Below are 25,230 nucleotides of genomic sequence, written 5' to 3'. Positions count from 1 at the left end.
AATCTTTAGTTGTCTTCTTCGTAGCTGTAGAAGTTAGTTCCGTCGAAGCCTGGAACGGCATCCTTGAGTGACAGACCCATCTCGATCAGCTTGTCGCGCACCTCAAACACTGACTTCTGTCCGAAGTTTCGGATGTTCATCAGCTGTGCCTCTGAGAGTGCAACAAGTTCGCTAACCGTATTGATTCCCTCACGCTTCAGGCAGTTGTAGCTGCGTACCGAGAGATCAAGATCCTCGATAGGAATAGCGAGCTCGCTGTCAGCAACTGCCTCAATAGGTGCCTGACCGATTTCAACACCCTCTGCGGCGGTGTTGAGTTCACGGGCAAGACCGAACAGCTCAACCAGCGTAGATCCAGCTGACGCAATCGCGTCGCGCGGGGTGATTGCTGGCTTGGTTTCTACGTCAACAATGAGACGATCAAAGTCGGTGCGCTCCCCAGCACGGGTTGCCTCAACCTTGTATGTCACCTTCAAAACCGGTGAGTAGATTGAGTCCACCGGAATCCGCCCAACCTCTGCGTCCTCGTTGCGGTTCTGCTGCGCAGAAACATAGCCACGACCGCGCTCGATGGTCAGGTCAAGCTCAATCTGAGCTCCCTCACCAAGGGTTGCGATAACGAGTTCTGGGTTGTGGATCTCGACATCCTGCGGTGCAGAGATGTCTGCCGCGGTAACCTCTCCGGCGCTGTTCTTGCGCAGGTAGGCAGTGATCGGCTCGTCATTCTCACTCGAGATAACCAGATCCTTAATGTTGAGGATGATTTCGGTAACGTCCTCAACAACGCCAGGAATGGTTGTAAACTCGTGTGCTACGCCCTCGAAGCGAACGCTGGTAACAGCCGCTCCGGGGATTGAAGAGAGCAGGGTCCGGCGCAGCGAGTTACCGAGGGTGTAGCCGAAGCCTGGCTCCAGCGGTTCGATAACAAAGCGCGAACGGTACTCAGATATTACATCTTCAGTAAGTGTTGGTCGCTGTGCGATGAGCACGGGTTATTTCCTCTCGCGTCAGAGTCCACTATATGACTCATGCGTTTAACAGGGTTAGAAAGAGAGATGCGGGTTTAGCACTCGCATCTTGTGCTCACCTTAGACGCGGCGGCGCTTAGGTGGACGGCAGCCGTTGTGAGCCTGTGGGGTTACGTCAGTGATTGAACCAACCTCAAGACCTGCGGCCTGGAGCGAACGGATCGCGGTCTCGCGACCTGATCCTGGCCCTTTAACGAAAATGTCAACCTTCTTCATGCCGTGCTCCTGCGCCTTCTTAGCAGCGCTCTCGGCAGCCAGCTGCGCAGCGAACGGGGTTGACTTACGTGATCCCTTAAAACCTACTCCACCGGATGATGCCCAGCTGATTACTGCGCCGGTTGAGTCGGTAATAGAAACAATGGTGTTGTTAAAAGTTGATTTGATGTGTGCCTGGCCGGCAACAACATTCTTTTTGTCTTTGCGGCGCGGTTTCCGAGCGCCAGCCTTTGGTGCAGCCATGAAATTCTCCTGAAAGCTTCTTTAAATCGGTTACTTCTTCTTACCAGCAACGGTGCGCTTCGGGCCCTTACGGGTACGAGCGTTAGTCTTGGTGCGCTGACCATGAACTGGCAGGCCCTTGCGGTGACGCAGACCCTGGTAGCTTCCAATTTCAACTTTGCGGCGAATATCTGCTGCAACCTCACGACGCAGGTCACCCTCTACCTTGAAGTTACCCTCAATGTAGTCACGCAGAGCAACGAGCTGATCGTCGTTCAGATCCTTCACTCGGGTGTTACCGTCGATGCCGGTATCAGCGAGTGTTTTCAGAGCGCGGGTGCGCCCAACGCCATAGATGTAGGTGAGTGCAATCTCAACGCGTTTTTCGCGTGGAATATCGACTCCGGCGAGACGTGCCATAAGGCTTCTCCTTGTTGTATGCGGAGGTGTGGAGCGTATCGGGTGCCTGAGCCTCCGTCTCAAGGTGTTCCCCAGCAAGCCGGGTACTTCGATACGCTGATTTCTTATTTAGTTACAGTGTTGCAAGAACCTTAGCGTCGGGGTTTTAGCCCTGACGCTGCTTGTGGCGTGGGTTCTCGCAAATCACCATGACTCGACCGTGGCGACGGATCACCCTGCACTTGTCGCAGATCTTCTTAACGCTCGGTTTTACCTTCATGATGTGTCTTTCTTAATCGCTGTCCTCGTACTTGCGGGATGCCGCAAGTCGTTACTTTGCAGAGCTCTTACTTGTAGCGGTAGCTGATACGACCGCGTGTCAGGTCATACGGGGTCAGCTCAACCACAACCCTGTCTTCCGGCAGGATTCTAATGTAGTTTTTACGCATCTTGCCTGAGATCTGCGCGAGCACAACGTGCCCGTTTGTCAGCTCCACTCGGAACTGAGCATTGCGCAAGGCCTCGATAACGCGGCCTTCCATCTCAATTACGCCTTCTTTTTTAGCCATATCCTCAACTTTTGCTTCGCTATTTGAGCTCTACTCATGCGAATGCTGTGACAACGCAACCAAAAAAAGGCAGCGCAGACAAAGCACCAAATAACTATATTAACCTGAAAGACGGTGTTTTGTCTAACCGGGGGTGCTGGCTGTGGTATTAGCCGTCCCAGTATTTCCCGGTCAGACGCTTAAACGCCTCACTGTAGTCGGTGAACGCTGCCTTGCCGATCAGCTTCGCGTCGTCTGACGCACCGGGGATTAGCTCGGCGGTTCTGCCCGCCTCGCGGATCGCCATCAGGTCGGTGTGGGTGTAACCGGAGCGCCGCAGCAGCATCTCCTGTTCAAGCGCCTCCGTCAGCTGCGCAAGCAGTCGGTCATTGTATTTCTGGTAGAGAGCAATGTCTGACAGGTTGCTGCTGAGCTGCTGCCACGCCTGCATAATCATCGCCTGCATCGTCATGGATCCACCACCGGCGCTGAGGAAGTCGATGGACTTAGCAAACAGGGTGCTCGCAACATCACTCTCACCCGCGATCACAGCCCACTGGGCAGCCTCGGCGTAGGCGGCGCCTGCGCGGTCGAGCCGGTTCTCGTGCAGCGCCAGTTCGGCGCCCTGCAGGTAGGCGTTCTTCACGGCGATCGGCTGGCTCTTCAGCTCGATACTGAGTCGCTCCGCGTGCAGCAGCGCCTGGTCACACTCACTAACCGCGGGCGCGGGGGTGGATCCGGCAGCACCCTCGTGAGAGCCAGTCCCGGCGGCAGCGGCACCGCTCGGGGCTGCCGTTGCGGGAGCGCCCTCGGCGGGGGCGCTTACGGCGGGGGTGCTTACGGCGGCGGAGTCGGTCGGCACGGTGCCAGTGTGATCCACCCGGGCAGCATCGGCGGAGCCGGAAGCGGGCGCGGAGGCGGGCACGGCGGAGCCGGTTTTCAGGGCGCGGCCGTAGTTGTAGAGGTAGTCGTCGTCGAGTTTCGCGTCAACCTGTTTAACCTGCAGCGACTTGCGGTAGCGTTCCGTGTAGCGGTTGTTGCCGTTGCGGTCGTCGAAGCGCTTGCTCAGTTTTTCGACGAACTCGTTAAGGTAGTTGAAGAGTTTGCCGTAGGTTTCCCACTCGGGTTCGCTAAAGCCGGTGCGGGTTTCGGCGTTTTCGCCGTTTCCGCCGAGCAGCACAAGCGAGGTTAGCAGGCTCTGCGCGAACCGGAGGTCAGAGAGTTTTTCGGTGAGGCCGCGCAGGTGCTCGGAGTCTCGCTCAACAAGGTGCTGTCGGAAGGTGCGGTCTGCTCCTCCGAGCGCTAGCGCCTCCAGCATGGTTGCGCGGATCCCTTTGAAGCCGTCGCCGCTGAGGCTGTCTTCCAGCCCGGTGATTGCCAGTTCAAAATACTTGGTTGCGGCTTTCACATCGCCGAGCTGCATTGCCGCGAGCATACAGGCGTGGTGGGTGTTTACCGGTTCGATGTTGCAGCCCTCACGCATTGTCGCGGCAACATCCAGCACCCGCTGCCATTCTTTTCGGCTCGCATAGTGGATCACCTGCATACCCACCTGGCAGGCGGCGCAGTCGTCGTATTCGTCGCTCGGGGAGCTCGCCCAGGCGAGTCTTGCCGCTTCCAGGTCGCCGCAGCCGGTTGCAGAAACCCAGGCGAACTTGGCGACGAGCGGGGCTCGCACACCCTTGGCCGCAGCGTTGAAGCGGCGGTACATGTCGTCGAGGAACGCTTTGCCCTGTTCGAGTGTCACCTCCGGATAGAGGTAGACCGCGTCAGCTATCCACTTGTACTGCCAGAACATCAGCTGTTCGTCATCGCTGTCAAACAGTTCTGGTTTGGTGTCCCAGAGTCGCAGGATTTTCGCGAAGGCAACAATTGATTTGCGGCCGTTGTCGCTGAACTCGTAGGCTTCTACGAGGTTTAGCAGTGCGATCGGCAGTTCATGCTCGGGGCCTTCCTGCTCGATTTTGGCAACAACCTGCTCAGTAGCCGCGGTTCTTGCTCGCCCAAACGGCCACTGTTTCAGCTGGTGTAGTTCGTGTATTTTGCTATCTGCCACGAGACCTCTTCGGACTATCTAGCCTATGACTGGTATTTTTCGTTTGTGAATGCGGCCTGCATAAGCAGCTCCAGGGAGGATCCGAGTGCCTCCGCCTCGTGCTCGTGCAGGTACTCCCCCGACTGTGAGACAGCGGACAGGAACACAGCGATCAGACCCGCGTTAAACAGTTCTGCCGAGGGTGAGCTGAGCAGCTGGCGGATAACACTTGACTGGTCGTTGAGCACGAGCGTGCGTGACCTGGTTGTGCCGTCGAGCGAGATACTCTCTAACAGCCCAGACCACATATCGTCTTCCTGTTCTAGCTGTTCGTTGAGGCGCTCCTTGTGCAGCTTGTCTGGGTCGAGCAGCACAACCGCGGGCAGTGTTGCCGGCTCAAAGTTGCGCAGCAGAACATCACTGTCAGAGTCTGCGAGCAGCTGTCTCGCGTCCGAGATCGCTGCGGCGGTTGCCAACTCACGCTCCGCCGACGGGGTTTCTAGCACCTTGGTGATGTCTTCAACCTGCAGCTCGCGCGCCGACCAGTCCGGTTTCAGCGCGAGCTTTTGGATCAGTTCGGTGTCGTAGGCGTAGCCCGCGTTAACAACGCAGATACCTGCGACCCTGGCGACGTTCGAGATCCGCCGATATGCCTCAACCGTTGTTGCGTAGAGCAGCTGCCCGTCTTTGCGAGCCTCCTCCAGCGTCAAAAGCCCAAGCGTTGTCTCATACGGCATAGTTTTTGCGACAAGCTCAAGCAGCGCGGTGTCGGTGACAGCCGCGGCGCGCAACGCCAGGTTGTGCGCCTGCACGAAGTTGCGCGACAGTGAGTTGTACTCGCTGAGGGTTGACGTGATCCACGCCTTCAACTGCTCACCCATGGTCTCACGCGCGATCAGCAGTGACTGATCCTCGTGCAGCTGCTCACGGCTGGCGGTTGGGTGCAGACTGTCGGTGTCAATAATTGCGCGCACAAAGAACGCCCAGTCTGGCAGGATGTTCTCGATTCTGGCGCCGAGCAGCATCTGCTTCAGGTAGACGTGGTGCTGGCCGGATCCCGGAGCCACCGCCTGCGGGAGCACAAACGCCGCACCGGTGATGCCGAGCGCTGGCACGCTCAGGTCAATAACATCGAGCGGGGTGATCCCGAAAACCTTTTCGCAGTGCTGTGACAGCGCCCGTTTGCGGGTCTGCTGGTCTGGGTATTCCTGCTTCCACGGCAGGGCCGGCACGGTAACGCGCGACCAGATTTTGTCGTTCTCCCCGACCGGTGTTTCTAGCAGCACCTCTAGCGGCAACATTGAGCCATACTCTTCGGTGAGGCGTTTCACGGTCTGGAACGAAACCCACTGTGAGCTGTCGTAGCGGCCACCGAGCCGCACCATTGTGCCGCCGTCTTTAATCCCCTCCGGGATCTCACTGTCGGAGAGCTCTGAAACCGCGAAGGTGCCCTCCGACTCGCCAACCCAGTGAATCGCCGGCCCGCCCTTAACGCTCTTAGACCAAACCTCGATCTTGTCTGCAACCAGGAACGCCGACAGCAGACCAATGCCGAACTGGCCGAGATACTCGGCGCGGCCGACCCCGAGGTCTGCGTCTTTTTTGGAGGAGCGACCGATTGTTGCGAGCAGTGACCTCGCCTCGTCGGCGGTTAGCCCGATCCCGGTGTCAAACATTGTCAGAACCGGCAGCTCACCTGACTCGTCAACGGAAAGCCGCACCTGCGCTGCGCAGTCTGGTTCGAGTGCTCTGCGAGCGGTGATCGCGTCAACACCGTTCTGCAGCAGCTCTCTAATATAGACCTGCGGGCCAGAGTAGAGGTGCTTTGATAGCAGGTCGATCATTCCCGACAGATCAACCTGGAATCGCTCACGACCAGCCGCGGTCAGCTCGGTTTCAGTAGTCACACTAACTCCAGTTGTTTGGTTGTTGTTTTACGATTCGGGTTTGTTTAGACCCTAGCTCTGTTCTTTAGGCTCTTCGATCTGTGAAACAGCGTCGGGGAATGCCCCGTCCAGCTGCTCACAGAGCTGGTGGCCGGTCACCAGGGTCTGCCGCACCAGCAGGTCAAGCTGCTTCTCGGTGACCCCAAACTCATAGTCTATTACGCACTCAAACCCGACCGTCGCGCTTGGCTCGTCATCATCGAGCAGGTAAGCCTTTGGGAAGAGCTTAGTCTTGTTCCACTCGTTGATGTGCAGCAGCAGCTCTGAGAAACGCTCCGGGTTGGTCAGCTTCTTTGACCAGATACCACGGATTGCACACATCTCGTCACTCTCACCGAAAATCAGGAAGAAGTGGTGTGCGTGATCCCAGTTAGCGACGAGCGCACCATCCTCCTGCTGCGAGTAGTTCCACTCATGGGACTCGAGCACGCTCTTCAACCGATCGTAGCTAACCGGTGCGAGCTCCTCAGCGGGTGGAGTAAGACCGGGGTCTGAATTGCTAAAAAATCCCATGATACTTCTTTCTTGTTGTTGTACAGCTTGACGGTATCAGCATATAAAGTGGTCGGGACACTTTGGTACCACACAGGCTGAACGCTCGGCAGTACCACTCTCAACTATAGTTGCTGGTGCTGAATTGTGTATCAGGTTTGGGGTTGTTCTGGGTGGATCCGCCCGCTAAAGCAGCTCGCCCAGCACCCAGTAGATACCCAGCCCGGCAACCGCGGTGATTGCGATCTGACCCGCGATAACCAGGCTACGCAGCGGTGCTGGGGTTTTGCGCGCGGGCAGTTCTTCCAGCTGTTGCAGCGGGATCAGACCCTCGTTAATCTCGGGGAACGGGCTAAGCTTCGGGGCTGCGGCTGCGGCGCTGTCACCTCCCAGGTCAACCAGCTCTCGCACACTCCAAACCGCCGGAATATCGCGGGCAGAGAACACCGCGAGTTCGTCGAGTGTTGAGCCCTTTGCGGAGTTGCTGTCGCGGAAGCGCTTCTCCAGTGTCGCGGTTGACAGCAGGTTGCCGCGCTTCGGCATTGCGGTTGTGAAGTCGTCCGACTCGTCATCGTCCATGCTGCTGGAGCCGCTGCGGTCGATCGCTCCCAGGTCTACGTCGCTAATGGATCCGTGATCGGCGTCGCTAATGGATCCGGTGTCACCGCCGTCCCGGTCTGCTGCGGCGCTCTCTGCCTGCTCGGCAGCGTCAGACTCGGCCTTGTCGCTCGCTTTTTGGCTGACCCCGGCGGTGGCGGCCCGTTTGCCGGGAGCGGCGACGGTCTCGTCAAAGACAGCGATGGTTTCATCAGAAACAGCAACGGTCAGATCCGAGACTGCAACCGTCTCGTCAGATACCGCGACCGTCTCGTCAGATACCGCGATGGTTTCATCGGCGACCGCGATGGTTTCATCGGCGACCGCGATGGTTTCATCGAGCACCGAAACGGTGTCTTCAGAGACGTGGGAGGTCTGGTCATCGGCGAAGAAGAAATAGCGCGACACCGGTACGGTGAGATCCCCCACAGCAACCGTCTCATCAACCGGCGCGACAGTCTCATCAGCCGGAGCGATCGTCTCGTCGGCGACATCAGCGGTTTCGTCCGCCGTCTCGTCCACAACGGAGACGGTGTCGTCCGACCCCGGGGTTGTGTCGTCAGCAGACTCTGCGTGCGCAAGCATACAGAGCCGCTCTTAGTCTTTGTGGCGCAGCGTTACCGGGAGGGTGCCCAGCAGCATCTGGGAGGTTGCTGTCTCCTTCACACCCGCGGTCAGTTCGTGCTCAACAACACCCGGCGGGTAGATAACCGTGCCGTTCTGTGAGCCAAGATCCTCGATCTGCCAGCTGTCCTCCGACTCAACGTAGGTGAAACGCGCGTGTGAGCGGGAGAGAGTTTTTGTAACGTCTGGCAGCTTCAGCTTCGCGCCAGCGGTTTTAGGATCACGGCCAACCACAATATCATCGCCCTGCAGGGTGAAAGCGGTGCCGTCAGCGAGCACAATCTCCCACTCTGGGCGTTCGTCCTCGCGCGGCACAACCACGGTGCTGTCGTCGGTGTGGTCAAGCTCGTGGAACAGTCCGTCACCGTCCTGCGCAGCCTCATCCTGCTGCACAGCAGCGTGCTGTTCGCTCGCAACCGGCACAGTGGTAACCAGCGCTGCGGCGGCCGAAATCGGCGCAGCGGCAGCGGCTGAGGCTGGTGCCTCACCGGCAACAGCGGAGTCGTCAATCTCCTCCTCGGCAACAGCGGCGCGCGCGAGTGCTTCCTCGGCGGCGGCACGCTCAGCTGCCTGCTCAGCAGCTGCGTAGTCTGCGGCACGCTCAGCTGCGGCCAGCTCGGCTGCTGCCTGCTCAGCGTCCTCATCAGCGGCGCGCTCCGAGGCGGCGTGCTCCGGTGCAGCGTGCGCCGGGGTCGCATTCTCACCGGTCACGGTCTTAGGCTCGCGCAGGCCAGAAGCGGCCGGAGCTGACTTGGAGGCCGCTGCCGGATCCACCGCGGCGTGCGCAGGAGCAGCAGGAGCGATGTGCGAGGTTGCTACGTCACCAACGTGTGAGTGCTCACCCTCATCATCATCCCGAGCCACGCTGTGGCTCTCATCGGGGGCAGCGTCAGTAATCAGTTGGCTCTGAGTGTAGGTGCCGGTTGGGTCGGTTTCTGCGGCGAGCGCTGCAGCGTCAAGCGCCGCAAGCTGTGCCTCAACAACCGCTGCGGTACCGACTGACATCACCAGCGATGAGTCTGACGAGGTCATCGACTGGTCTGCGAAGCTATCTGAGTCGCTGGTGTTTTGCATCTGCCCTGTCCTTCTAATTTCTGCCGCAGCGGGAGCTACCGCGGCCTGCGGGGGTTGCGATTGAGATAGTAATTCTGTTTGCGGATCAAACTGCGCACGCTTTGCGCGGTACGGCGCCGTGCTCGACCCCGCGGCTGCGGGCTGCGGGGTGGTTTGCGGACTGCCAGATGATACAACAGTAGCAGCAACGGCGCTCGGCTGCGAGGTCGCTGCCTGTGAACCGTTCAGATGCCCGGTTTTCACCTGCTGAGCTGGGGCTTCTGAGTCCGAGGTGTGAGGGGGTGAAGCCTGTGGTTTTTGGGTTTGTGGACCGCCGCTCCTCCGCGGGTCGGTCAGCGCAGCGCCGTTTGCAACAGCGCCGTTCGAACCAGCGCCGTTGACGGCGGCGGCTGCCTGCGGCGCGGCGTGCGCCGGCTGCTTTGCCCTGGATCCACCCCCTGCAGCGCCGGTTAGCACCTGGGTGAAACGCTGCACCCAAAGCGGCGGTAGGAAGATCGCGAGCAGCAGGGTCTCGGTGTCGTCACGCCAGTAGTGCGAGGCGAGTTTGCGCATCGCCAGCACCTGAATAACCCAGACCGCGGTAATACCAACAAACGGCACCAGTCCGATCAGCACAAAGAGCGGGTTGTAGGCCGCGAGCTTGAAAAGCAGCGCGGTGTTGTAGAACGGGATATAACCCTTCCAGTTTTCGATACCGAAGACCGGGAACAGTTTCGAGAGGGCGAGGGCATACCAAACGTACAGCGCTATACCGAGGCTCCCAAACAGAATCCCGATTATTGTTGTTAGCTGCACATTTCCTCCACACTAAAACCTGTTCCTATAACTCTACAGCCTAAACGGCTAACCGCGCTTGCCCCTTTGCTTTTGAAAAGCGGCTTTCACACCTGTTTTCAGGGTTTTCAGCTGTTTGAAGCGGCGAAGACTGTAGGCCTCTTTGAGTCGCTGCCAGCGCCCGATCTCCCGGTCACGCTCGCTCAGCTCTTTCTCCGCGATCTGCCACGCAACCTCGGCGTTTTGCTTTGTCACCCGCTGTTTTGCAAACGCGGCCCAGTCTGCAACCGCGGCCAAATAGACGGCGGTCGGGGTGCCGATCGCTGCCGCCTGTGTTGGCCGGGTGGTGTTGTCGTCGGCGATCACTCCGGCGTCGATTGCGCGATCCCGCAGCTCATCCCAGGCAGCGATAGCCGCGTACGACGGCACCTCCTCACGCTTGCGTTTGCGGCGCGTCAGACGCTTAATCGTCGGAATAAACAGCAGCGGCAAAAGCAGCAGCAGAATCCCGAGCAGCGCGAGCGAGGCGGCCCTCAGATACGGCAGCGCCACATCCACGAAGGTGTCGGCGGCGGCCTCCTCGTTGTTCTCCTGCTCATCGGTGTTGCCGAGCGGCGGTTCAACCTGGTCGGCGTTGCGCTCCTCCGGAACCGTCGGGAACTCCGGGAACTGCTGGCCGAGGCTCAGCTCCATCGGCGGGTTATCGGTCTGCGGGGTGACATCGAAGCTCACCCACTTACCGTCAACGCCGCTCACCTCAACCCAGGCGGCAAGGTTCGCGCCCGTGCAAACACCGTTGTCACAGCTCGGAACCGCGGTGTCAGCGCCGCTCAACCGGGTGCCGATAACAACCCTGGCGTCATAACCGAGCGCCTGCGCGATCAGCGCCGCAGCGGTTGCAAACTGTTCATCGTCACCGATCGCAGCCACATACTGCGCGGCCGGTGCGTTCTCAGGCAGGCTCGACGCCTGATCGTTAAGCTGCTCAAATAGTTTCTCAACACGCGCCGCCGAGTGTCCCGCCGGGCTCGAATAGAACTGCAGCTCAGTGCCGTTCAGGTTCAGCCAGTCATCGCTGCCGTCCGTGTTTTGCAGCGCGTGGCTGAGATAGCCGCGGGCGCGCAAACGCTGCAGCAGCTCCGTGTAGCCAGCGCCGTTCGCGGGCTGCTCCTGGTCAGCAATCCAGCTGATCAGCTCAGGATACTCTTTATCGTCGAGACGCTTCGCATTGCGCGGATCCGCCACCAGCTCCTTCTCGGTGTCGGTGCGGTGCGACATGCGGATCGTGTACGAGTCACCGCGCGTTAACCCGGCACCGTCACCGATTGCGAGCGCCGCACCCAGTTCACCGTCGCTGTAGAAACTCTTACTCAGCGCGGTCGCGTTCGGCCCGTCAAAGCTCGGGGTGCTGCCGAGCGGCGGCGAAATTGGCGCCCAAACACCGCTGTAGGCGGATCCCATGGTCACCGTCACCTGGGTGCTGTCGAAGGCACCAACCCCGCTCGGGAAGCGCCCAAAGTTTGTGTCCGCCGAAATCCGAAAATCAGTTCCCGTGTACTCGTTGAGCACCGCGAGCCGCATCCGCTCCGGCAGTTTATCGTTGCTCTCAACCCTAAACAGTTCAGTCTTTAGACCCGTGTCGGTTTTACTGCTGCGGTAGGCAGACAGCAGATTCAGCTGCAGCTGATCGAGCACCTCCGGGGTTATCGCCTGGCGCGGGCTGCGACGGTCAAAACCGTTCGCGTAGGGGGCTGCGAGCGCGGTCACGAGAATCGCCGAAACAACCATGAACAGGATGCCGCCAATTGCCCCACCGCGCTTTTTCTCAACCGGTTTCACGGTCTGTTCGGCGGCGGTGTTCTCAGCGGCGTCGCTGGTGGATCCACGCTGCGCCAGCTTTGCACCACGGCGAAGCCGCAGTCGCCGCTCACGATCCGCTGTTAAACGCACCCACAGCGCCAGCAGCGTTGCGGTGATCAGCCAGCCAATAAACTCGTATGGCGCGGGCAGAATAAACACGCTGTAGCCAACCGACGGGGAGGCGAAAACCTGCCCGAAGAAGGTTGCGAAAAGCAGCGGCAGCAGCGCCGGGAACGCCGCCGTGTAAGGGCGTTTTGTGGTCGCCAGCAGGCAGACAAGGAAGGCGGTCAGGTAGCTAACAACGGCGAGCGGAACGAGCACGGTCTGATACTCGCCAACCGGCAGGCTGAGCGTCAGCAGCTGTTTCCAGCCGAGCACCAGCGCGGCAATACCGTCAAGCATCCCGGTTGTGAAGCTCTCCGGCAGGTGCTGCCAGAGCGCCGGCATGCTGATCGGCACAAGCAACAAAAGACCGAGCAGCACCACCAGGATCCGCACCATCACAGGCAGTTTTTTCAGCAGGAAAAGCGTCTGGATCGCAGCACCCAAAAGCGCCGCAGCCGCCGCCACAACAATCGCGTACCAGGTTTGGTAGATCGGCCAGGCAAGATAGCATCCGGTGGCGACGATCGCGAAAACAAACAGCAGTGCTAAACCGTGCTGTTTCAGTTTCTGCTGCACTAGTTAACACCTCGCTTCAAAAGCAGGCCGGCAACGTCGGCTGGCGCGGCAATCGTGCAAACGCGGGCACCCCAGATAGAGCGGGTTGTCAACGGCACATTCAGCGCGGTTGTGCGCACAACCGTGACATCTGCGACGGTGTTAAGCTGCGCAACCGTCTGCTTCAACTGGTCAAGCGGCAGCCTGTCACCGGTAACAATCACCGCGCGGGTGAGGTTCGGCTGCCCGTCAAGCAGCGCCCTAACCAGCTCCGGCAGGCGCGGCGCCTCCCGAAACTCCTGCACCCGTGAAAGATTATCGAGCAGCTGCTTCGGGGTGTGCGCGGCAAGCTCCTGCAGACCGTTCTGCTTCGGCGGTTTACCCGGCAGCGGGAAGCCGCTGGCAACGCAGCGCTCACGCCCCTCCAAAACCGCCTGCATCGCGAAGCTCGCCGCGGCAGAAACCGCCGTCTCAAAACGGTACTCGGAGGCGCTGTCATCGCCGTAACTCTCCGGGATCACATCCAACAGAATCGCGGCTCGCGCCGTCTCCGTCTGCTCGTACTGGCGAACCATCGGGCGACCGGTTTTCGCGGTTGCCTTCCAGTCGATATGCCGCTGCTCATCGCCGTACTCGTACTCGCGCACCGCGTGGAACGCAATATCGTTGCTGACGATCCGGCGTGATGTCTGCCCCTCCAGGTCCTGCACCAGACCGGCTGTGTGCTCGGGCATTCTCGCAACATACGGCCAAACATAGCACTCGTAGCTCGCCTCCCAGTTGGTTTCCCGGCGAAAAATCTCTAGCGGATCCCGCCTCACCACCGCAAACGGCCCGATCGTGTAGACTCCCCGCTTTGCCGTGTCAATCGCGTACTCAACCCGTCGCTTCGCGCCCGGCAGCAGAATCGGCAGCTTCGTCGACTGGATCGCGGCACCCACCTGAATCTCCGCGTCAGCGGGCAGCGCAGGCGCCAGACCGGTGTTTTTAATCAGCACCGAAACGGTTGCTTCGTCGCCGACCGTCACCCGGTCCCGCGACAGCTGCAGGTCAACCGCGAGACTGCGCTTGCCCACAAGCCACGGCAGCGCACAGATAATCAGTGCGAGGCCGACGCAGCTGAGCACCCAGGCTTCCGCGATCCGCCCGAAAACAGCCGCGAGCAGCGACAGCGCCGTCATCGCCACAACCGCGATGCCGAAACCGGTGATAACCCGCTGCGTTTTGAACTGCCCCCACGACCGTTCCGCGCGCAGCCTGGCAACACCCAGCAGCTGTTTCCGGCTGGCAATGGACTGCAACCGGGGTTTAGTGCGGGTGCGCGAGCGCGTATCGGTCTGGGTGTTGTTCACTGGGTTTTAGGCTCCCTGCGGAACAGGCACAGCGGCGAGGATCTCGGCAATCACCCGGTCAACCGTCAAACCGTCGAACTCCGCCTCGGCCTGCAGCAGAATGCGGTGACCGAACACAAGCGGCAGCATATCGCTGACGTCCTGCGGCACAACAAAGTCACGGCCGTGCACAAGCGCCCAGGTGCGAGCCAGCTGAGTTAGCGCGAGCGCGCCACGCACGCTCACACCCAGCCGCACAAACTCGCTGTTGTGGCTCGCCTCAACCAGCGCGGAGATGTAGCCTGCAACCGGCTCCGAAACGGTCACCTCAGAAACCACCCGCTGCATACTCTCGAGTGAGCGCAGGTCGATCAGGTCGGGGCTGACCTCGCTGACGGCAACACCGCCAATAATCTGGATGAGCACGTTCTGTTCAACCCGGCCGATTGAGGTTTTAATCATAAACCGGTCAAGCTGCGCTTCCGGTAGCCGGTAGGTTCCCGCCTGCTCAATCGGGTTCTGGGTTGCGATAACGGTGAAGATCTTACCGATCTCGTGGTTGACACCGTCAACCGTAACCTCGTGCTCCTCCATCACCTGCAGCAGCGCAGACTGGGTTTTCGGGCTGGCGCGGTTGATCTCGTCCGCCAACAAAATATTGGTGAAAACCGGCCCTTTGTGGAATCGGAAGCTGCCATTGCGCTGGTCGAACACGAGCGTTCCCGTGATGTCGCTCGGCAGCAGGTCTGGCGTGAACTGCACACGGGTGTGTTCACCGCCGATAACCGTCGCCAGGTCGCGAGCGAGCGCGGTTTTACCCGTTCCCGGCACATCCTCCAGCAGCACGTGCCCGCCCGCAATAACCGTCGCCACAACATACTCGATGACGGGCCGCTTGCCAATCAGGGATCCAGAGATCTCACTAACAATCGCATCAAAGCGGTTACGGCACCAGTCAACCTGGTTTTGGCTTAGCCGGGGTGCATTCATATATAACGTCCTGATCCGAGGTTTAAGCGACTCTTGGCCGCATCCTATCTATTTTATAGCCAGACTATTTTATAGTTATTTGCGCAAAGCCCGCTACTCGGTTCCTGTTGACTGCCGCTGATCATTATCAGTTTGCGTCTGCGGCCGCGGTTCCCGAATCTCCACGTGCGTCACAAAAATCCTGTCGGATCCGTGCACCTGCACCGCGAGCCGGCCACGGTAGACACTGAACCGGAACACACCCGAAGCCGGTTTAATGTTCACTCCCGACTGGGTGTGGATCTCGTCAACGCTGCTGATTGTCTGCACCGCCTCCGGGATAAACAGGGTGTACATCACGGTCGCACTGTCGGGTGCCGCGCCAACCGCGATCTGATCCGAGATAGCGTCCTCATTAACCATGCAGCGCACCGAGAGCGACAGAATATCGCCGCCGTTAATCACCTGCTGCGCCTGCTCCTTGGTGCCCCAGTTGCCGGATCCGGCCCGGTACTGCAGCGTGCCAGGGCAGCCGTGCTCGCCCTCAACGATTGTGTATCTCGCCTGCAGGGTGAAGCCGCGGCCAGCGACCTCCTCCGGGGTGATCCTAAAGCTGATGTTTTGCGGGGCAGCAACCGGCGCACGCGGCGACAGAATCGCCTCACCGGCGACGGAGTCACCGGATCCGTCCGGCAGTGAACCGCTAACACAGACGCTGATCAGCGCGTCACGGTACTTGTCGAGACCTGTGACGGTGACCGTCGGGGTTGCTGACGATGGCACACAGTCACCCGAGGCTGCCGCGCCGTAACGGAGGGTTTGCCCGGCTCCGCCAACCGCCTGCATAGTAACGGTTGCGGAGGTGCCAGCCGCATCGCGCTCAACACCGGTTGCGTTAACCGCCGTGATGCGGCCGTTAACCTGCACGGTGGCGGTTGCTGTGTTGTCACTGGCGGATCCGCCCGCAGCCTGCGGAGCCGTAAACCGGCTGTGCGGTGTTGCGGTCAGCTGCTGTAGACCCACCGGCACATCGTGGATACCCCGGTAGTTCGGGCCCGAAACCCGAACAACACTGCCGCCGATGTTCAGCTCGTAGCTGTCAACGTCATCGCCGCCCTCGATCTGCACTTCAACGCGGCCAGAGTCGGCGGCACGCTCGATCTGTTTCGCGGTGAACAGCGTTGGCGCGTTTGGTGCGCGATACGCCCACGCAACCAACTCTGGTGAGCGGGCGGAATCGCCGACACTGTTGGAGGCGATTGCGCTGAAGGTGTGCTTTACACCGTTTTCGAGCCCGCCAACCTCACAGCGGTAACTGATCGCGGTAACAGCGGTGCAGTTGGCGCTCGCGCCGAGGTCGCTGGTGATCCGCACCCGGTTAACCTCCGGGTAGGAGCGGCCGCCGCCGAGCTCAACACCGATAACCACGTTGCTTGGGCCGTAAGCCACCTGTGAGATGCTGGTTGGGGCGCTTGGCCGGCCCTGCAGATCCAGCTCGATGATGCCTGAACCGGTGCGATCCTGGGCGTCAACGACGGTGAAACCGGCGCTGCACTGACCGCCTGCGCCGTTCTGTTTCGCGGTGAAAACAACCCGGTCGCCGCTGACGCTGAAGCTACCGTAGGTGTCACAGGTGCCGGAGCTGACGCTCTGCAGTTCCAGCCCCGCGCCGCTGCTGCCCGCGAACGGATCGTACTCACCCGGGATGCCAACCGCTTTGCCCGCGCACGGCGTATCAACGGTGCACTTCAGGGTGACGGTGCCGCCGCGCGGCGCACTCTCTGGCGCGTTACCGACGCGGATAATCAGCTGCCCGGTTGCGTCGTCGTTAACCGTCACCGGAATGTTTAGCTGCGAGCCCGGCTGCGCATCAGCGGCAACCGAAACCTTCGCTACCGACCCCTGCTGGGTGACAGAGATTCTGCTGTCGCCCTGGCCAATTGTGAAGCGCAGGTCCGCGAGCCTGCCCTCACGGTTACCCTCCCAGCTGACCATGTCGGTGAGTTTAATATCCTCGGCGCCGCCCGGTGCGAGCGTCCGCGTCAGGTTATTTAGCTTCGCCTTTGGCACGTCCGGGTGCACTGTCACCGGCACCGCAATCGCCGTGTAGCTTTCCTGACCGGCGATTCTGACGCGGGTTAGGCAGCGATCCTGCCACGGTTCTCCGGCGCCTGCCGTGTAGCGGATATGCTCACCCGAGATTTCGCAGCTGGCGTTGCTGCGCACAGTCTGCAGTTTCGTCTCGGCAAACTCTAGTTTGTCGGTTTTACCGACCGCAAAAACCCTGTCAATTGGCGCGCTAACCGAGCTGTTTTCGTCCACTGTGAGGCCGTTAAAGCCGGCCGCTAGCGTCACCCGCAGCTCATCAAGCGGCGGCACAATCATCAGGCCGTAGGTCTCAATCGGCTCACCCTGCGCGCCAACACCGCTCAGCTTAAAAACCGCAACGTCACCGTTTGCTCGGTATTTACCCTTAATCTTCTGCCCGCTGGTGGTGTAGCGTTCAGCGCTTGAGCCCCACATGCTCAGCTGCAGCGTTGATGGATCCCCCGAAGCCCAGCGCACATTGTGGGTGACAACGTCGATGCCCGATGTTTCGAGGTCTGCGCGATCCGCAACCGACAAAACCGTGTCGGTAACAACCGGCGCCTGCGTCTGCACGCGGTTTGAGGTTTGCACAACAATCAGGCCGTCACTGGTGCTCTTGCTCTCTTTTGAGCGCACCGTGTAGCGGAACGAAACCGAACCGGCATCGCCGATAGGCGCGATCTTCACCGTGCCGTCCTTGCGCTGTTTCAAATCGAGCTTCGATTTCAGCGACTGGTAGAGCGGATGCTCCTCCCCGCCCTGCAGCTGCGGTTCCACGCTCAAAAGCTCCAGCTCGCCGCCGCGCGGGTCAATATCGTTCTCCAGCGGTCGCACCGTCACCGGCTCCTTCGCCTCGAGCGTCGCGCGAATATAGTCGCTGTAGACGATTGGGGCGCCGGATGTGCGATCCACAATCACAACCCGAAGCTCTGCAACACCCTCGCCGCCGAGATTATCGCGCACCGTGTACTGCAGCGTCACAACCCCGCGTTTGGCGCTGGTTGCCGCCTCAAGTTTGATGCCGTTGCGGGTGAGCACCGAGGTGACATCGCCGTTGCTCGCCGAGTTAACGCCGACAATGCGCACCCGGTCGCCGTCCGGGTCAATGCCGGACAGCGGAATATTCAGCGTGGTTTTATCGCCCGGCGCCATGCGCACAACCTGCGCAACCGGCTGCGGGTTCTGGTTACCCTCCGGTGACACAACGTTGACGATAACGTCAGCGCTGTCACTGTGCTCGGGCGAGCTCGCACCCGAGGTTGTGTAGCGCAGCATATAAATACCCGGCTTCTTTGGCGCCAGATAGCGCAGGGTGCTGCCAGACGCGAAAGCAAGCTCGCCGTCGCTCTCGGTTGCCACAATCTCCGGGTTCAAAACGAGCCGGTCACCCGGCGGGGCAATATCGTTGCGCAAAACCGGAATATCAACAACCGCGCCCGCGCGCACCTTAGCTCCGTCCGCGACCGCGATCGCCGCCGAAGGCGTGCCCGACGGCACCTGATAGACGGTGACAAAACCGCTCGCGCTGCGATCCCCCTCGGTGACGGTGACGGCGACCGTGCCGAGCCTGCCGAAGGTGCCGTTGCTGGCGGATCCGGAAATCCTAAGCTTCGAATACTCAACAATGTCGGTGTACAACTGCGCGCCCGCGGCCGGTGTTGCCTCAGCGCTGCTGAGCGTCAGTGTGCGGTTGCTCGCACCCGGCAGGGTCGCCAAAATATCCAGGGTTGTGTCCTGGCTGCTGCGCACAAAAGCCCTCAGCGGACCGAGCGTTAGCGCACCCTCAGAATCTGTTGCGGTGACCCGGATATTACCGGTCACCTCCGCCTCGGTGACATTGTCTTTAACGGTGACCGTGACCATGCCGCTGCCCGCGCGATCCGCGATCACGTCAACTGTTTCGGAGGTGCTTTTCGCCTCCGCCTTCATCCACTCGACGGTGCTGGTTGCCGAGACCAGGCTGTAGGAGCCGGATCCACCAACCACACGCGACAGCGGACTAAAACTGCTCTTTTTGTTAACCGTCGCGGTGCGGGCCGCGTCCTCAAACCGCAGCTGCGCGTCAGCGACCGCGTGCACGCGCAGGTCACGCTGGGTTGACTCGCCGCGCGCGTCAGTGACGGTCAGTTTCACCGTGTAGTCGCCTTCAACACCCGGCTGGGTGTGCTGCACAGCAACCCGGTCATCGTCTGAAACAACCGCGCGCACCGGGGTGTCAGGGTCCGCAACCGCTGCGGCGGTGATCACCAGCGGGTCGCCCTGCGGATCCACCCAGGCATCGAGCAGTGACATAACCGTTGTGCCGCCCGGGGTAATCTCGGCGACCGGCCAAGTTCGCTGGCAGCCGTTAACCGGGCACCACTCGGGCGCTGTGTTAACGTTCTCGGGTGCGACGGTGAGCGTCACAGAGGCGACGTTGCTGCTCAGTGCACCGTCGGTTATCCGGTAGTCGAAACTCGCGGATCCGGTTGCGGACGGCTGCGGGTAGAACATCAGCGTCTGCCCGTCAGGCAGCAGCTCGATCCGGCCGAAATCCTCTGGCAGGCCACCAATGCTGGCCGGATCAATCGTTAAAATATCGCGCTTGTTCGGGTCGTGGTCGTTGAGCAGCACCTGCAGCTGAGTGCTGTCGCTCGCGCGCACACCAAACTCGTCTGCGACCGCAGCCGGCGGCTCCGCCTCGGTGACATCGGAGACCACAACGGTTCCCGTGTTGTCGCGCGGGGTGTCAAACAGATCCCACTGCTCGATCGGGATCATGTTGCCCTCCGGCAGCGTCCACAGCATACCGGTGCTGGCCTCGCTGAGGATTGCGCGATTGCCGTTGTAGAGAATGCGCAGCTGCGGATCCGCCAAATCGCCGATGCTGTTCGGGTACTGCAGCGGGTGCGAGGTGGTTGTTTGTGCGACGGATCCAACATCCGCTTTCCAGAGCGTGCCACCGTTCGGGCCCGCCCAGGCGGTGAACATCCGCTCACCAACCACGCGCGGCCGAGACGGCACACCGTCCGCCTCAATCTGGCGGTTAAACTCGCCGTCGGCGAGCAGCAGCAGACCGTCACTGTCGGCAATCGCAACCGGCACAGCCGCCGCGGTGCTCGCAGTCAGCAGCGGGTTCGCCCCGGTTTTCACCGTGATAGCCCGGTCGCTGCCCTGGTGCAGGAACTGCCCGTTATCGGTGAGGATCGCCCAGTTGTTGTCGACCAGCGCGAGCTGCGCACTGCTGGTTGCGTCCTGCACACGCGGGGTTTCTTCAGCGGCCTGGCGCACCTTCATGGTTTTTGCGTCAAACCGGAACACCTGGTTGCTCGCAGCCGAATAGATAACGCCGCGACCGCGCTCGTCGATTGCGCCCGCGGTGATCGTCACGGTTGCGCCCGGAGCCGAGTCAGCGTCCGCCGCCTCTTCGCCGTCACCGACCGCTGCGGTGCTCTGCGACTCCGGGTTTGATGACTCGGTTGCCACCTCAGTAAAGTCGATCTTCTGCGCCAGCGCCAGGGCAGAGGCGATTTCACCGCGCGACAGGTCGGCGACGAAGGCCTCATTCGACTCGGTGATCACAAGCGCCCAGTTGCCCGAGACAAAAACGTTCTTGGTGCCGGCGGGGAGCTGCTGCGCAACCTGCCTCGCGGCGGGTTGGGTGGATCCACCCTGCTCCCCCGCAGCGGCGTCACCGGACTCGGTGCCCGCCGCATCGGTCGATGTTGCTGCCGCGGCTGCTGCGGCACTCGCCTGTGATGCTGCGTCGCTGATGTTTTGCGGGTTTGCGGTGTTTACCTGCCAGACCTCACGGTCACCCTTCGCGAGCAGCGCCACATCGTCGGCGTACTGCACAATGCCGCTCGGCGATTCAACGTCGCGCACCGTGTCGATTTCACCGGTGACGGTGTTAACGCGCGCGTACTGGGATCCGGCACCTGTGTCGCGCCAGGTCCAGATGGAGACCGCCTCGAGCGGGGTTTGCCGCATCTCAAAACCGTTCGCAACAATCGCGATGGTTGTCACCAGCGCAACAACCAGCGCTCCGCCGATTGCCGCGAACAGGTTCGTGCGTCGCTTGTTGTTTCTCACAAGAGACCACCCCATCTCGCGATCAGGAACCCGGCAATCAGCACCGCCGCGGTGACCGCGCCGCTGATCAAAACTGTGCGCCAGGCATGGGATCCACCCTCGGCCGTGTCACCCGAGCAGGTTTCCCCGTGGGCTTCTTCGCGCTGCTGCCAGCGGTCGCCCGTGTGCTGCTCCTCCAGCTGCTGCACCGCTTCCGCCTGCGCCTGCCTGCTTTGGAAACCGCTAATCTGCATTCGCGGGTCAGCGAGCTGGCTCGGTGCTTTCTTAAACTTTTGGTTGTTGGCGCGGATCGGATCAAACGCGGTCGGCTGCAAACCATAGGCGAGCTGCGCCTGTTGCAGGGCAACGGCGAACTCCCGCATGTTGGCATACCGCTCAGCCGGGTTTTTGCGCATCGACCGCTCTAGCACCCGGTTTAGTGCCTCACAGTCGCCCTCCAGCTCGATTCGCAGATACTTCGCGGCGATAATCAGGCGCTGCTGTTTCTGCAGTCGCTTGTTGCGCGGCATGGTGCGATCGGTTGGGCGCGGGAACGGCTGTTTGCCGGTGACGAGCGTGTAGAGGGTAGCGCCAAGCGACCACACCTCAGACTGCACGGTGCCGGTTGTGCGCTTTTGAATCACCTCGGGCGCGGCCCACGGCACCGACATCGTGATGGCGGCGCCACTGTCGCCGTCGGCGCGCAGCAGATCCGCGATACCAAAGTCGGTCAGCAGTGGCGCACCGGTTGCGCCCTCAAGCAGGTTGCTCGGTTTAATATCGCGGTGCAGGATCCCGATGTCATGTGCGGACTGCAGCGCCGCCGCGATTTTCACACCGGTGTCGAGCACCTGGGCGACCGGCAGCGCCTGCTGTTTCACAATGTCGCCGAAGGAGCGCTGACAGTACTCCATAATCAGGTATGGTCTGCCGTCGGGCGCAACACCCGAGCCGTGAAGGTTAACTACCGAGGGGTGGTCGCTGAGCTGCGCCATCATATCGGCCTCAACGCCGAAAATGGACGCCTGCTGCAGGTTGGTTTTTGGCAGCTTCGTGCGAATAAACTTAATCGCTACCGCGCGGCGCGGACTGTGCTGTTGATAGCGGTAAACCTCAGCGTTGCCACCCTTCCCGATACAGACGGGGTTGCTGAATCCGGGTAGCGGCGGAGCACTCAGCGGGGCATCACCCGGCTGCGTCAATTTGAGGCTATTATCCACAAATTCCGCCTTTCAAACAGCTTTTACAAAGACACTACCTAGCAATAATAGCAGCGCCGGGCAGGTGGGTGTTAGGCGATCGGTGTCGGTGTGATCCCGAACGGCTTCAGCCCCGCAGCACCGCCGTCTGCGGCGGTCAGCACCCAGATTCCGTCCTTGTGCACGGCAACGCTGTGCTCCCACTGACAGCTGTCTTGTCCGTCAGCCATTCTCACTGTCCAGCCGTCGCTCGCGTCAACCGTTGTGTCGTTGCGACCGGCGGCAATAATCGGTTCAATCGCGACAACCAGGCCGGGTTTAACCTCCGGCCCTTTACGCGCCACCGCGTAGTTATAAACCGGTGGATCCTCGTGCATCGAACGCCCAATACCGTGTCCAATATACTCCTGCACAATGCTGTATTTGGAGTTTTCCACAATGTATTTTTCGATGTCCGCGCCAACCTGGTTGAGGTACTGTGTCCGCGCAAGGCTCGCGATCCCGTGCCACATTGACTGTTCGGTGTGGTAGCTCAGCGCCTCCCGCTGCTGCTGCAGTTCTGGGCGGTCTGGATCCGGCACAACCACCGTCACAGCGGAGTCGCCGTTCCAGCCCTTGTAGATTGCGCCACAGTCGATTGAGATAATGTCGCCCGGCTGCAGCACATAGTCGGTTGGCACACCGTGCACAACCACGTCATTTACGTTTGCGCAAATGGTGTGCCGGTATCCGGGTTCGAGCATAAAGTTTGGTTCAGCTCCCATGTCACGAATGGTCTGCTCGGCGATCGCGTCAAGCTCCAGCAGGCTGGTGCCGGCGACGGCTGCTTTCTTCGCCTCCGCAAGCGCCAGCGCGGTGATACGGTTCGGCTCCAGCATCAGCTTGAGCTGCGCCGGTGACTTATAGATTGACCTGTGAAGCTTACGCATTTTTCGCACCTAGATAGTTGTCGATTGCTCGACAGCGGTTAAATCGGGGGTCGGGGCCGTAAAAACCCCGCGCCGGAGCCACTCACGCCCGGCCGACCAGCCTAACCCCAAAAGCAGGGTTCGACTGTTTACAGGGACTGGCCTAGCTGCCGAGTTTGCTGTCGAGCGCCTTACCGATGCGCTCCGCAATCGCGTCAACCTCACCGAGGCCGTCAACGCGCACCAGAATATCGCGCTTTTCAAACAGCTCAATCAACGGCGCGGTCTGCTCCGCGTAAACGGTTTGGCGGTGGCGGATCACGTCCTCGGTGTCATCCGCGCGCCCCTGCTCAGCTGCTCGCTTCAGCAGCCGGGCAACCACCTCGTCGGTGTCCGCCTCAAGCAGCACAGCCGCCTCAAGCGCCTCCCCCGACTTCGCGAGCTCAGCGTCAAGCGCCGCAACCTGCTCAACCGTGCGTGGGTAGCCATCAAGCAGGAAACCTGCTGCGGCGTCGGGCTGCGCGATCCGCTCAGCAACAATCTTGTTGGTTAGCTCGTCAGGAACCAGCTCGCCGCGCTCAATAATCTGCTGCACCTCCACGCCGAGCGGGGTGCCGTTCTTGATGTTCTCGCGGAAGATGTCGCCGGTTGAAATCGCCGGGATGCCGTAGCGTTCCGCGATCTTGCCAGCTTGGGTGCCCTTGCCCGCGCCCGGGGGGCCAACAATCAGAAGGTGTGTTGCTTTTCTGTCAGTCATTATTTCTTCAGGAGCCCTTCGTAGTGACGCTGTTGCAGCTGCGCATCAATCTGCTTGACGGTCTCAAGACCAACGCCAACGATAATCAGAATTGAGGCGCCGCCGAACGGGAAGTTCTGGTTTGCACCAAACAGTGACAGCGCGATCAGCGGCAACAGCGCGATAATACCGAGGTAGAGCGAGCCTGCGCTGGTGATACGGGTGATCACGTAGGCGAGGTAGTCAGCGGTTGGACGACCCGCGCGGATGCCCGGGATGAAGCCGCCGTACTTCTTCATGTTGTCAGCAACCTCTTCAGGGTTGAAGGTGATGTTGACGTAGAAGAACGCGAACGCGATAACCAGCAGGAAGAACACGATCATGTAGAGCGGCTGGTCACCCTGCATCAGGTTGTTCTGGATCCACACAACCCACTCTTTAGGCTCTTCTCCCGGGGCTGGCTGGTTGAACTGGGTCACCAACATTGGCAGGAACAGAATCGATGAGGCGAAGATTACCGGGATAACACCGGCCATGTTCACCTTGATTGGGATGTAGGTACTGCTACCGCCGTAGGTGCGGCGACCGACCACGCGCTTTGCGTACTGCACCGGAATGCGACGCTGTGACTGCTCAACGAAAACAACCGCGAGGATCACGAGCAGACCAACACCGATGATGAACAGGAACAGCTCCCAGCCCTGTGACTGCTGGATCGCCCACAACGCGCTCGGGAAGCCTGCCGCGATAGAGGTGAAGATCAGCAGTGACATACCGTTACCAACGCCACGCTCGGTGATCATCTCACCGAACCACATCACCAGGCCGGTGCCGGCTGTCAGTGTGATGATCTGAATCACCATCGCCCACCACTCTGGTGACACGAGGTTTTCACAGGCAGCGGATCCGCTAAAGCCGAACAGCAGACCGGATCGCGCGGTAACCAGCAGGGTTGTTGACTGCAGGATCGCCAGACCGATTGTCAGGTAGCGGGTGTACTGTGTCAGCTTCGACTGACCAGCCTGGCCCTCTTTGTGGAGAGTCTCGAAGTGTGGAATCACAACCCGGAGCAGCTGGATGATAATCGACGCGGTGATGTAGGGCATAATACCCAGCGCAAACACCGACAGCTGCAGCAGCGCGCCACCCGAGAACAGGTTAATCATCTGGTAGAGCCCTGATGCGTCACTGCTGTCTACCAGACAGGCCCTGACATTGTTGTAGTTCACATACGGCGCCGGGGTGACAGACCCTAGCCTGAACAGCATCATAATAGCGAGCGTGAATAGGATCTTCCGTCTCAGGTCTGGTGTCCGGAAGATACGGCCAAGTGCGCTAAACAAATCTGTGCCTCCGAGGTGGGGTTCAATAGTGTGTGATAACACGAATCAACCTATATAGCCTACACTGTTTCGGCTAAAAAATAAAACATAAAAATGGGGGCTGTGCGCACTCTCTGCGCACAGCCCCCGAA

At 60.4% G+C, this 25,230-nt stretch carries 18 protein-coding genes; all 18 read right to left on the bottom strand.

Translation table 11 applies throughout. The annotated features are described in order from the left end of the window. Positions 1-5 precede the first annotated feature (5 nt). A complete protein-coding gene (locus tag EII30_RS01295; RefSeq protein WP_124885531.1) occupies positions 6-989 on the bottom strand; it encodes a DNA-directed RNA polymerase subunit alpha in 984 nt (327 codons plus the stop codon). 99 nt (positions 990-1,088) lie between these two features. Then, positions 1,089-1,487, bottom strand: a complete 399-nt coding sequence (gene rpsK, locus EII30_RS01290; protein ID WP_124885530.1) for a 30S ribosomal protein S11 — start codon at positions 1,485-1,487, stop codon at positions 1,089-1,091. Between the two features lie 30 nt (positions 1,488-1,517). Continuing rightward, positions 1,518-1,886, bottom strand: coding sequence for a 30S ribosomal protein S13 (gene rpsM, locus EII30_RS01285; RefSeq protein WP_124885529.1), 369 nt, complete (start codon positions 1,884-1,886; stop codon positions 1,518-1,520). A gap of 145 nt (positions 1,887-2,031) precedes the next feature. After that, entirely contained in the window at positions 2,032-2,145 is a 114-nt protein-coding gene (gene rpmJ / locus EII30_RS01280) for a 50S ribosomal protein L36 (protein WP_003998809.1), read from the bottom strand. A gap of 67 nt (positions 2,146-2,212) precedes the next feature. Then, positions 2,213-2,434 (bottom strand): translation initiation factor IF-1, encoded by a 222-nt coding sequence (gene infA, locus EII30_RS01275; RefSeq protein WP_124885528.1) that lies wholly within the window; start codon positions 2,432-2,434, stop codon positions 2,213-2,215. 148 nt (positions 2,435-2,582) lie between these two features. After that, positions 2,583-4,469, bottom strand: a complete 1,887-nt coding sequence (locus EII30_RS01270; protein WP_124885527.1) for a hypothetical protein — start codon at positions 4,467-4,469, stop codon at positions 2,583-2,585. Between the two features lie 23 nt (positions 4,470-4,492). Further along, positions 4,493-6,355, bottom strand: a complete 1,863-nt coding sequence (locus tag EII30_RS01265; RefSeq protein ID WP_199731533.1) for an HSP90 family protein — start codon at positions 6,353-6,355, stop codon at positions 4,493-4,495. Positions 6,356-6,406: 51 nt separating this feature from the next. After that, complete coding sequence (locus tag EII30_RS01260; RefSeq protein WP_124885526.1) at positions 6,407-6,907, bottom strand: YbjN domain-containing protein; 501 nt, start codon at positions 6,905-6,907, stop codon at positions 6,407-6,409. A 165-nt stretch (positions 6,908-7,072) separates the two neighbouring features. After that, positions 7,073-8,068, bottom strand: coding sequence for a hypothetical protein (locus EII30_RS01255; protein WP_124885525.1), 996 nt, complete (start codon positions 8,066-8,068; stop codon positions 7,073-7,075). A gap of 12 nt (positions 8,069-8,080) precedes the next feature. Beyond that, positions 8,081-9,976 carry a DUF5684 domain-containing protein gene (locus EII30_RS01250; protein WP_124885524.1) on the bottom strand — a complete coding sequence of 632 codons (1,896 nt, stop codon included), beginning with the start codon at positions 9,974-9,976 and terminating at the stop codon, positions 8,081-8,083. A gap of 48 nt (positions 9,977-10,024) precedes the next feature. After that, positions 10,025-12,496 carry a transglutaminase domain-containing protein gene (locus EII30_RS01245; protein ID WP_124885523.1) on the bottom strand — a complete coding sequence of 824 codons (2,472 nt, stop codon included), beginning with the start codon at positions 12,494-12,496 and terminating at the stop codon, positions 10,025-10,027. Further along, positions 12,496-13,827 carry a DUF58 domain-containing protein gene (locus tag EII30_RS01240; RefSeq protein WP_124885522.1) on the bottom strand — a complete coding sequence of 444 codons (1,332 nt, stop codon included), beginning with the start codon at positions 13,825-13,827 and terminating at the stop codon, positions 12,496-12,498. Before EII30_RS01240 ends, EII30_RS01245 begins: the two co-directional genes overlap by 1 nt. 6 nt (positions 13,828-13,833) lie before the next feature. After that, complete coding sequence (locus EII30_RS01235) at positions 13,834-14,796, bottom strand: MoxR family ATPase (RefSeq protein ID WP_124885521.1); 963 nt, start codon at positions 14,794-14,796, stop codon at positions 13,834-13,836. Between the two features lie 93 nt (positions 14,797-14,889). Beyond that, positions 14,890-20,934 (bottom strand): Ig-like domain-containing protein, encoded by a 6,045-nt coding sequence (locus EII30_RS01230; protein WP_124885520.1) that lies wholly within the window; start codon positions 20,932-20,934, stop codon positions 14,890-14,892. Continuing rightward, positions 20,931-22,133 carry a serine/threonine-protein kinase gene (locus tag EII30_RS01225; RefSeq protein WP_124885519.1) on the bottom strand — a complete coding sequence of 401 codons (1,203 nt, stop codon included), beginning with the start codon at positions 22,131-22,133 and terminating at the stop codon, positions 20,931-20,933. The genes EII30_RS01230 and EII30_RS01225 overlap by 4 nt, the downstream gene beginning before the upstream one ends. Positions 22,134-22,204: 71 nt before the next feature. Next, positions 22,205-23,041, bottom strand: coding sequence for a type I methionyl aminopeptidase (map, locus tag EII30_RS01220; protein WP_124885518.1), 837 nt, complete (start codon positions 23,039-23,041; stop codon positions 22,205-22,207). Between the two features lie 142 nt (positions 23,042-23,183). Next, a complete protein-coding gene (locus EII30_RS01215; protein WP_124885517.1) occupies positions 23,184-23,777 on the bottom strand; it encodes an adenylate kinase in 594 nt (197 codons plus the stop codon). Then, entirely contained in the window at positions 23,777-25,099 is a 1,323-nt protein-coding gene (secY, locus tag EII30_RS01210) for a preprotein translocase subunit SecY (RefSeq protein WP_124885516.1), read from the bottom strand. The genes EII30_RS01215 and secY overlap by 1 nt, the downstream gene beginning before the upstream one ends. Between the last annotated feature and the right edge of the window lie 131 nt (positions 25,100-25,230).

Source organism: Leucobacter sp. OH1287, from assembly GCF_003859945.1.
In the GTDB taxonomy this organism is placed as follows: domain Bacteria; phylum Actinomycetota; class Actinomycetes; order Actinomycetales; family Microbacteriaceae; genus Canibacter.
This window is presented reverse-complemented; position numbering and strand designations above follow the sequence as displayed.

What these genes read in the sequence shown, in the direction of transcription:
- rpsK (WP_124885530.1), bottom strand. Translation starts at nt 1,487, where the DNA reads ATGGCTGCACCAAAGGCTGGCGCTCGGAAACCGCGCCGCAAAGACAAA.
- rpsM (WP_124885529.1), bottom strand. Translation starts at nt 1,886, where the DNA reads ATGGCACGTCTCGCCGGAGTCGATATTCCACGCGAAAAACGCGTTGAG.
- rpmJ (WP_003998809.1), bottom strand. Translation starts at nt 2,145, where the DNA reads ATGAAGGTAAAACCGAGCGTTAAGAAGATCTGCGACAAGTGCAGGGTG.
- infA (WP_124885528.1), bottom strand. Translation starts at nt 2,434, where the DNA reads ATGGCTAAAAAAGAAGGCGTAATTGAGATGGAAGGCCGCGTTATCGAG.
- EII30_RS01260 (WP_124885526.1), bottom strand. Translation starts at nt 6,907, where the DNA reads ATGGGATTTTTTAGCAATTCAGACCCCGGTCTTACTCCACCCGCTGAG.
- EII30_RS01255 (WP_124885525.1), bottom strand. Translation starts at nt 8,068, where the DNA reads ATGCTTGCGCACGCAGAGTCTGCTGACGACACAACCCCGGGGTCGGAC.
- EII30_RS01235 (WP_124885521.1), bottom strand. Translation starts at nt 14,796, where the DNA reads ATGAATGCACCCCGGCTAAGCCAAAACCAGGTTGACTGGTGCCGTAAC.
- map (WP_124885518.1), bottom strand. Translation starts at nt 23,041, where the DNA reads ATGCGTAAGCTTCACAGGTCAATCTATAAGTCACCGGCGCAGCTCAAG.
- EII30_RS01215 (WP_124885517.1), bottom strand. Translation starts at nt 23,777, where the DNA reads ATGACTGACAGAAAAGCAACACACCTTCTGATTGTTGGCCCCCCGGGC.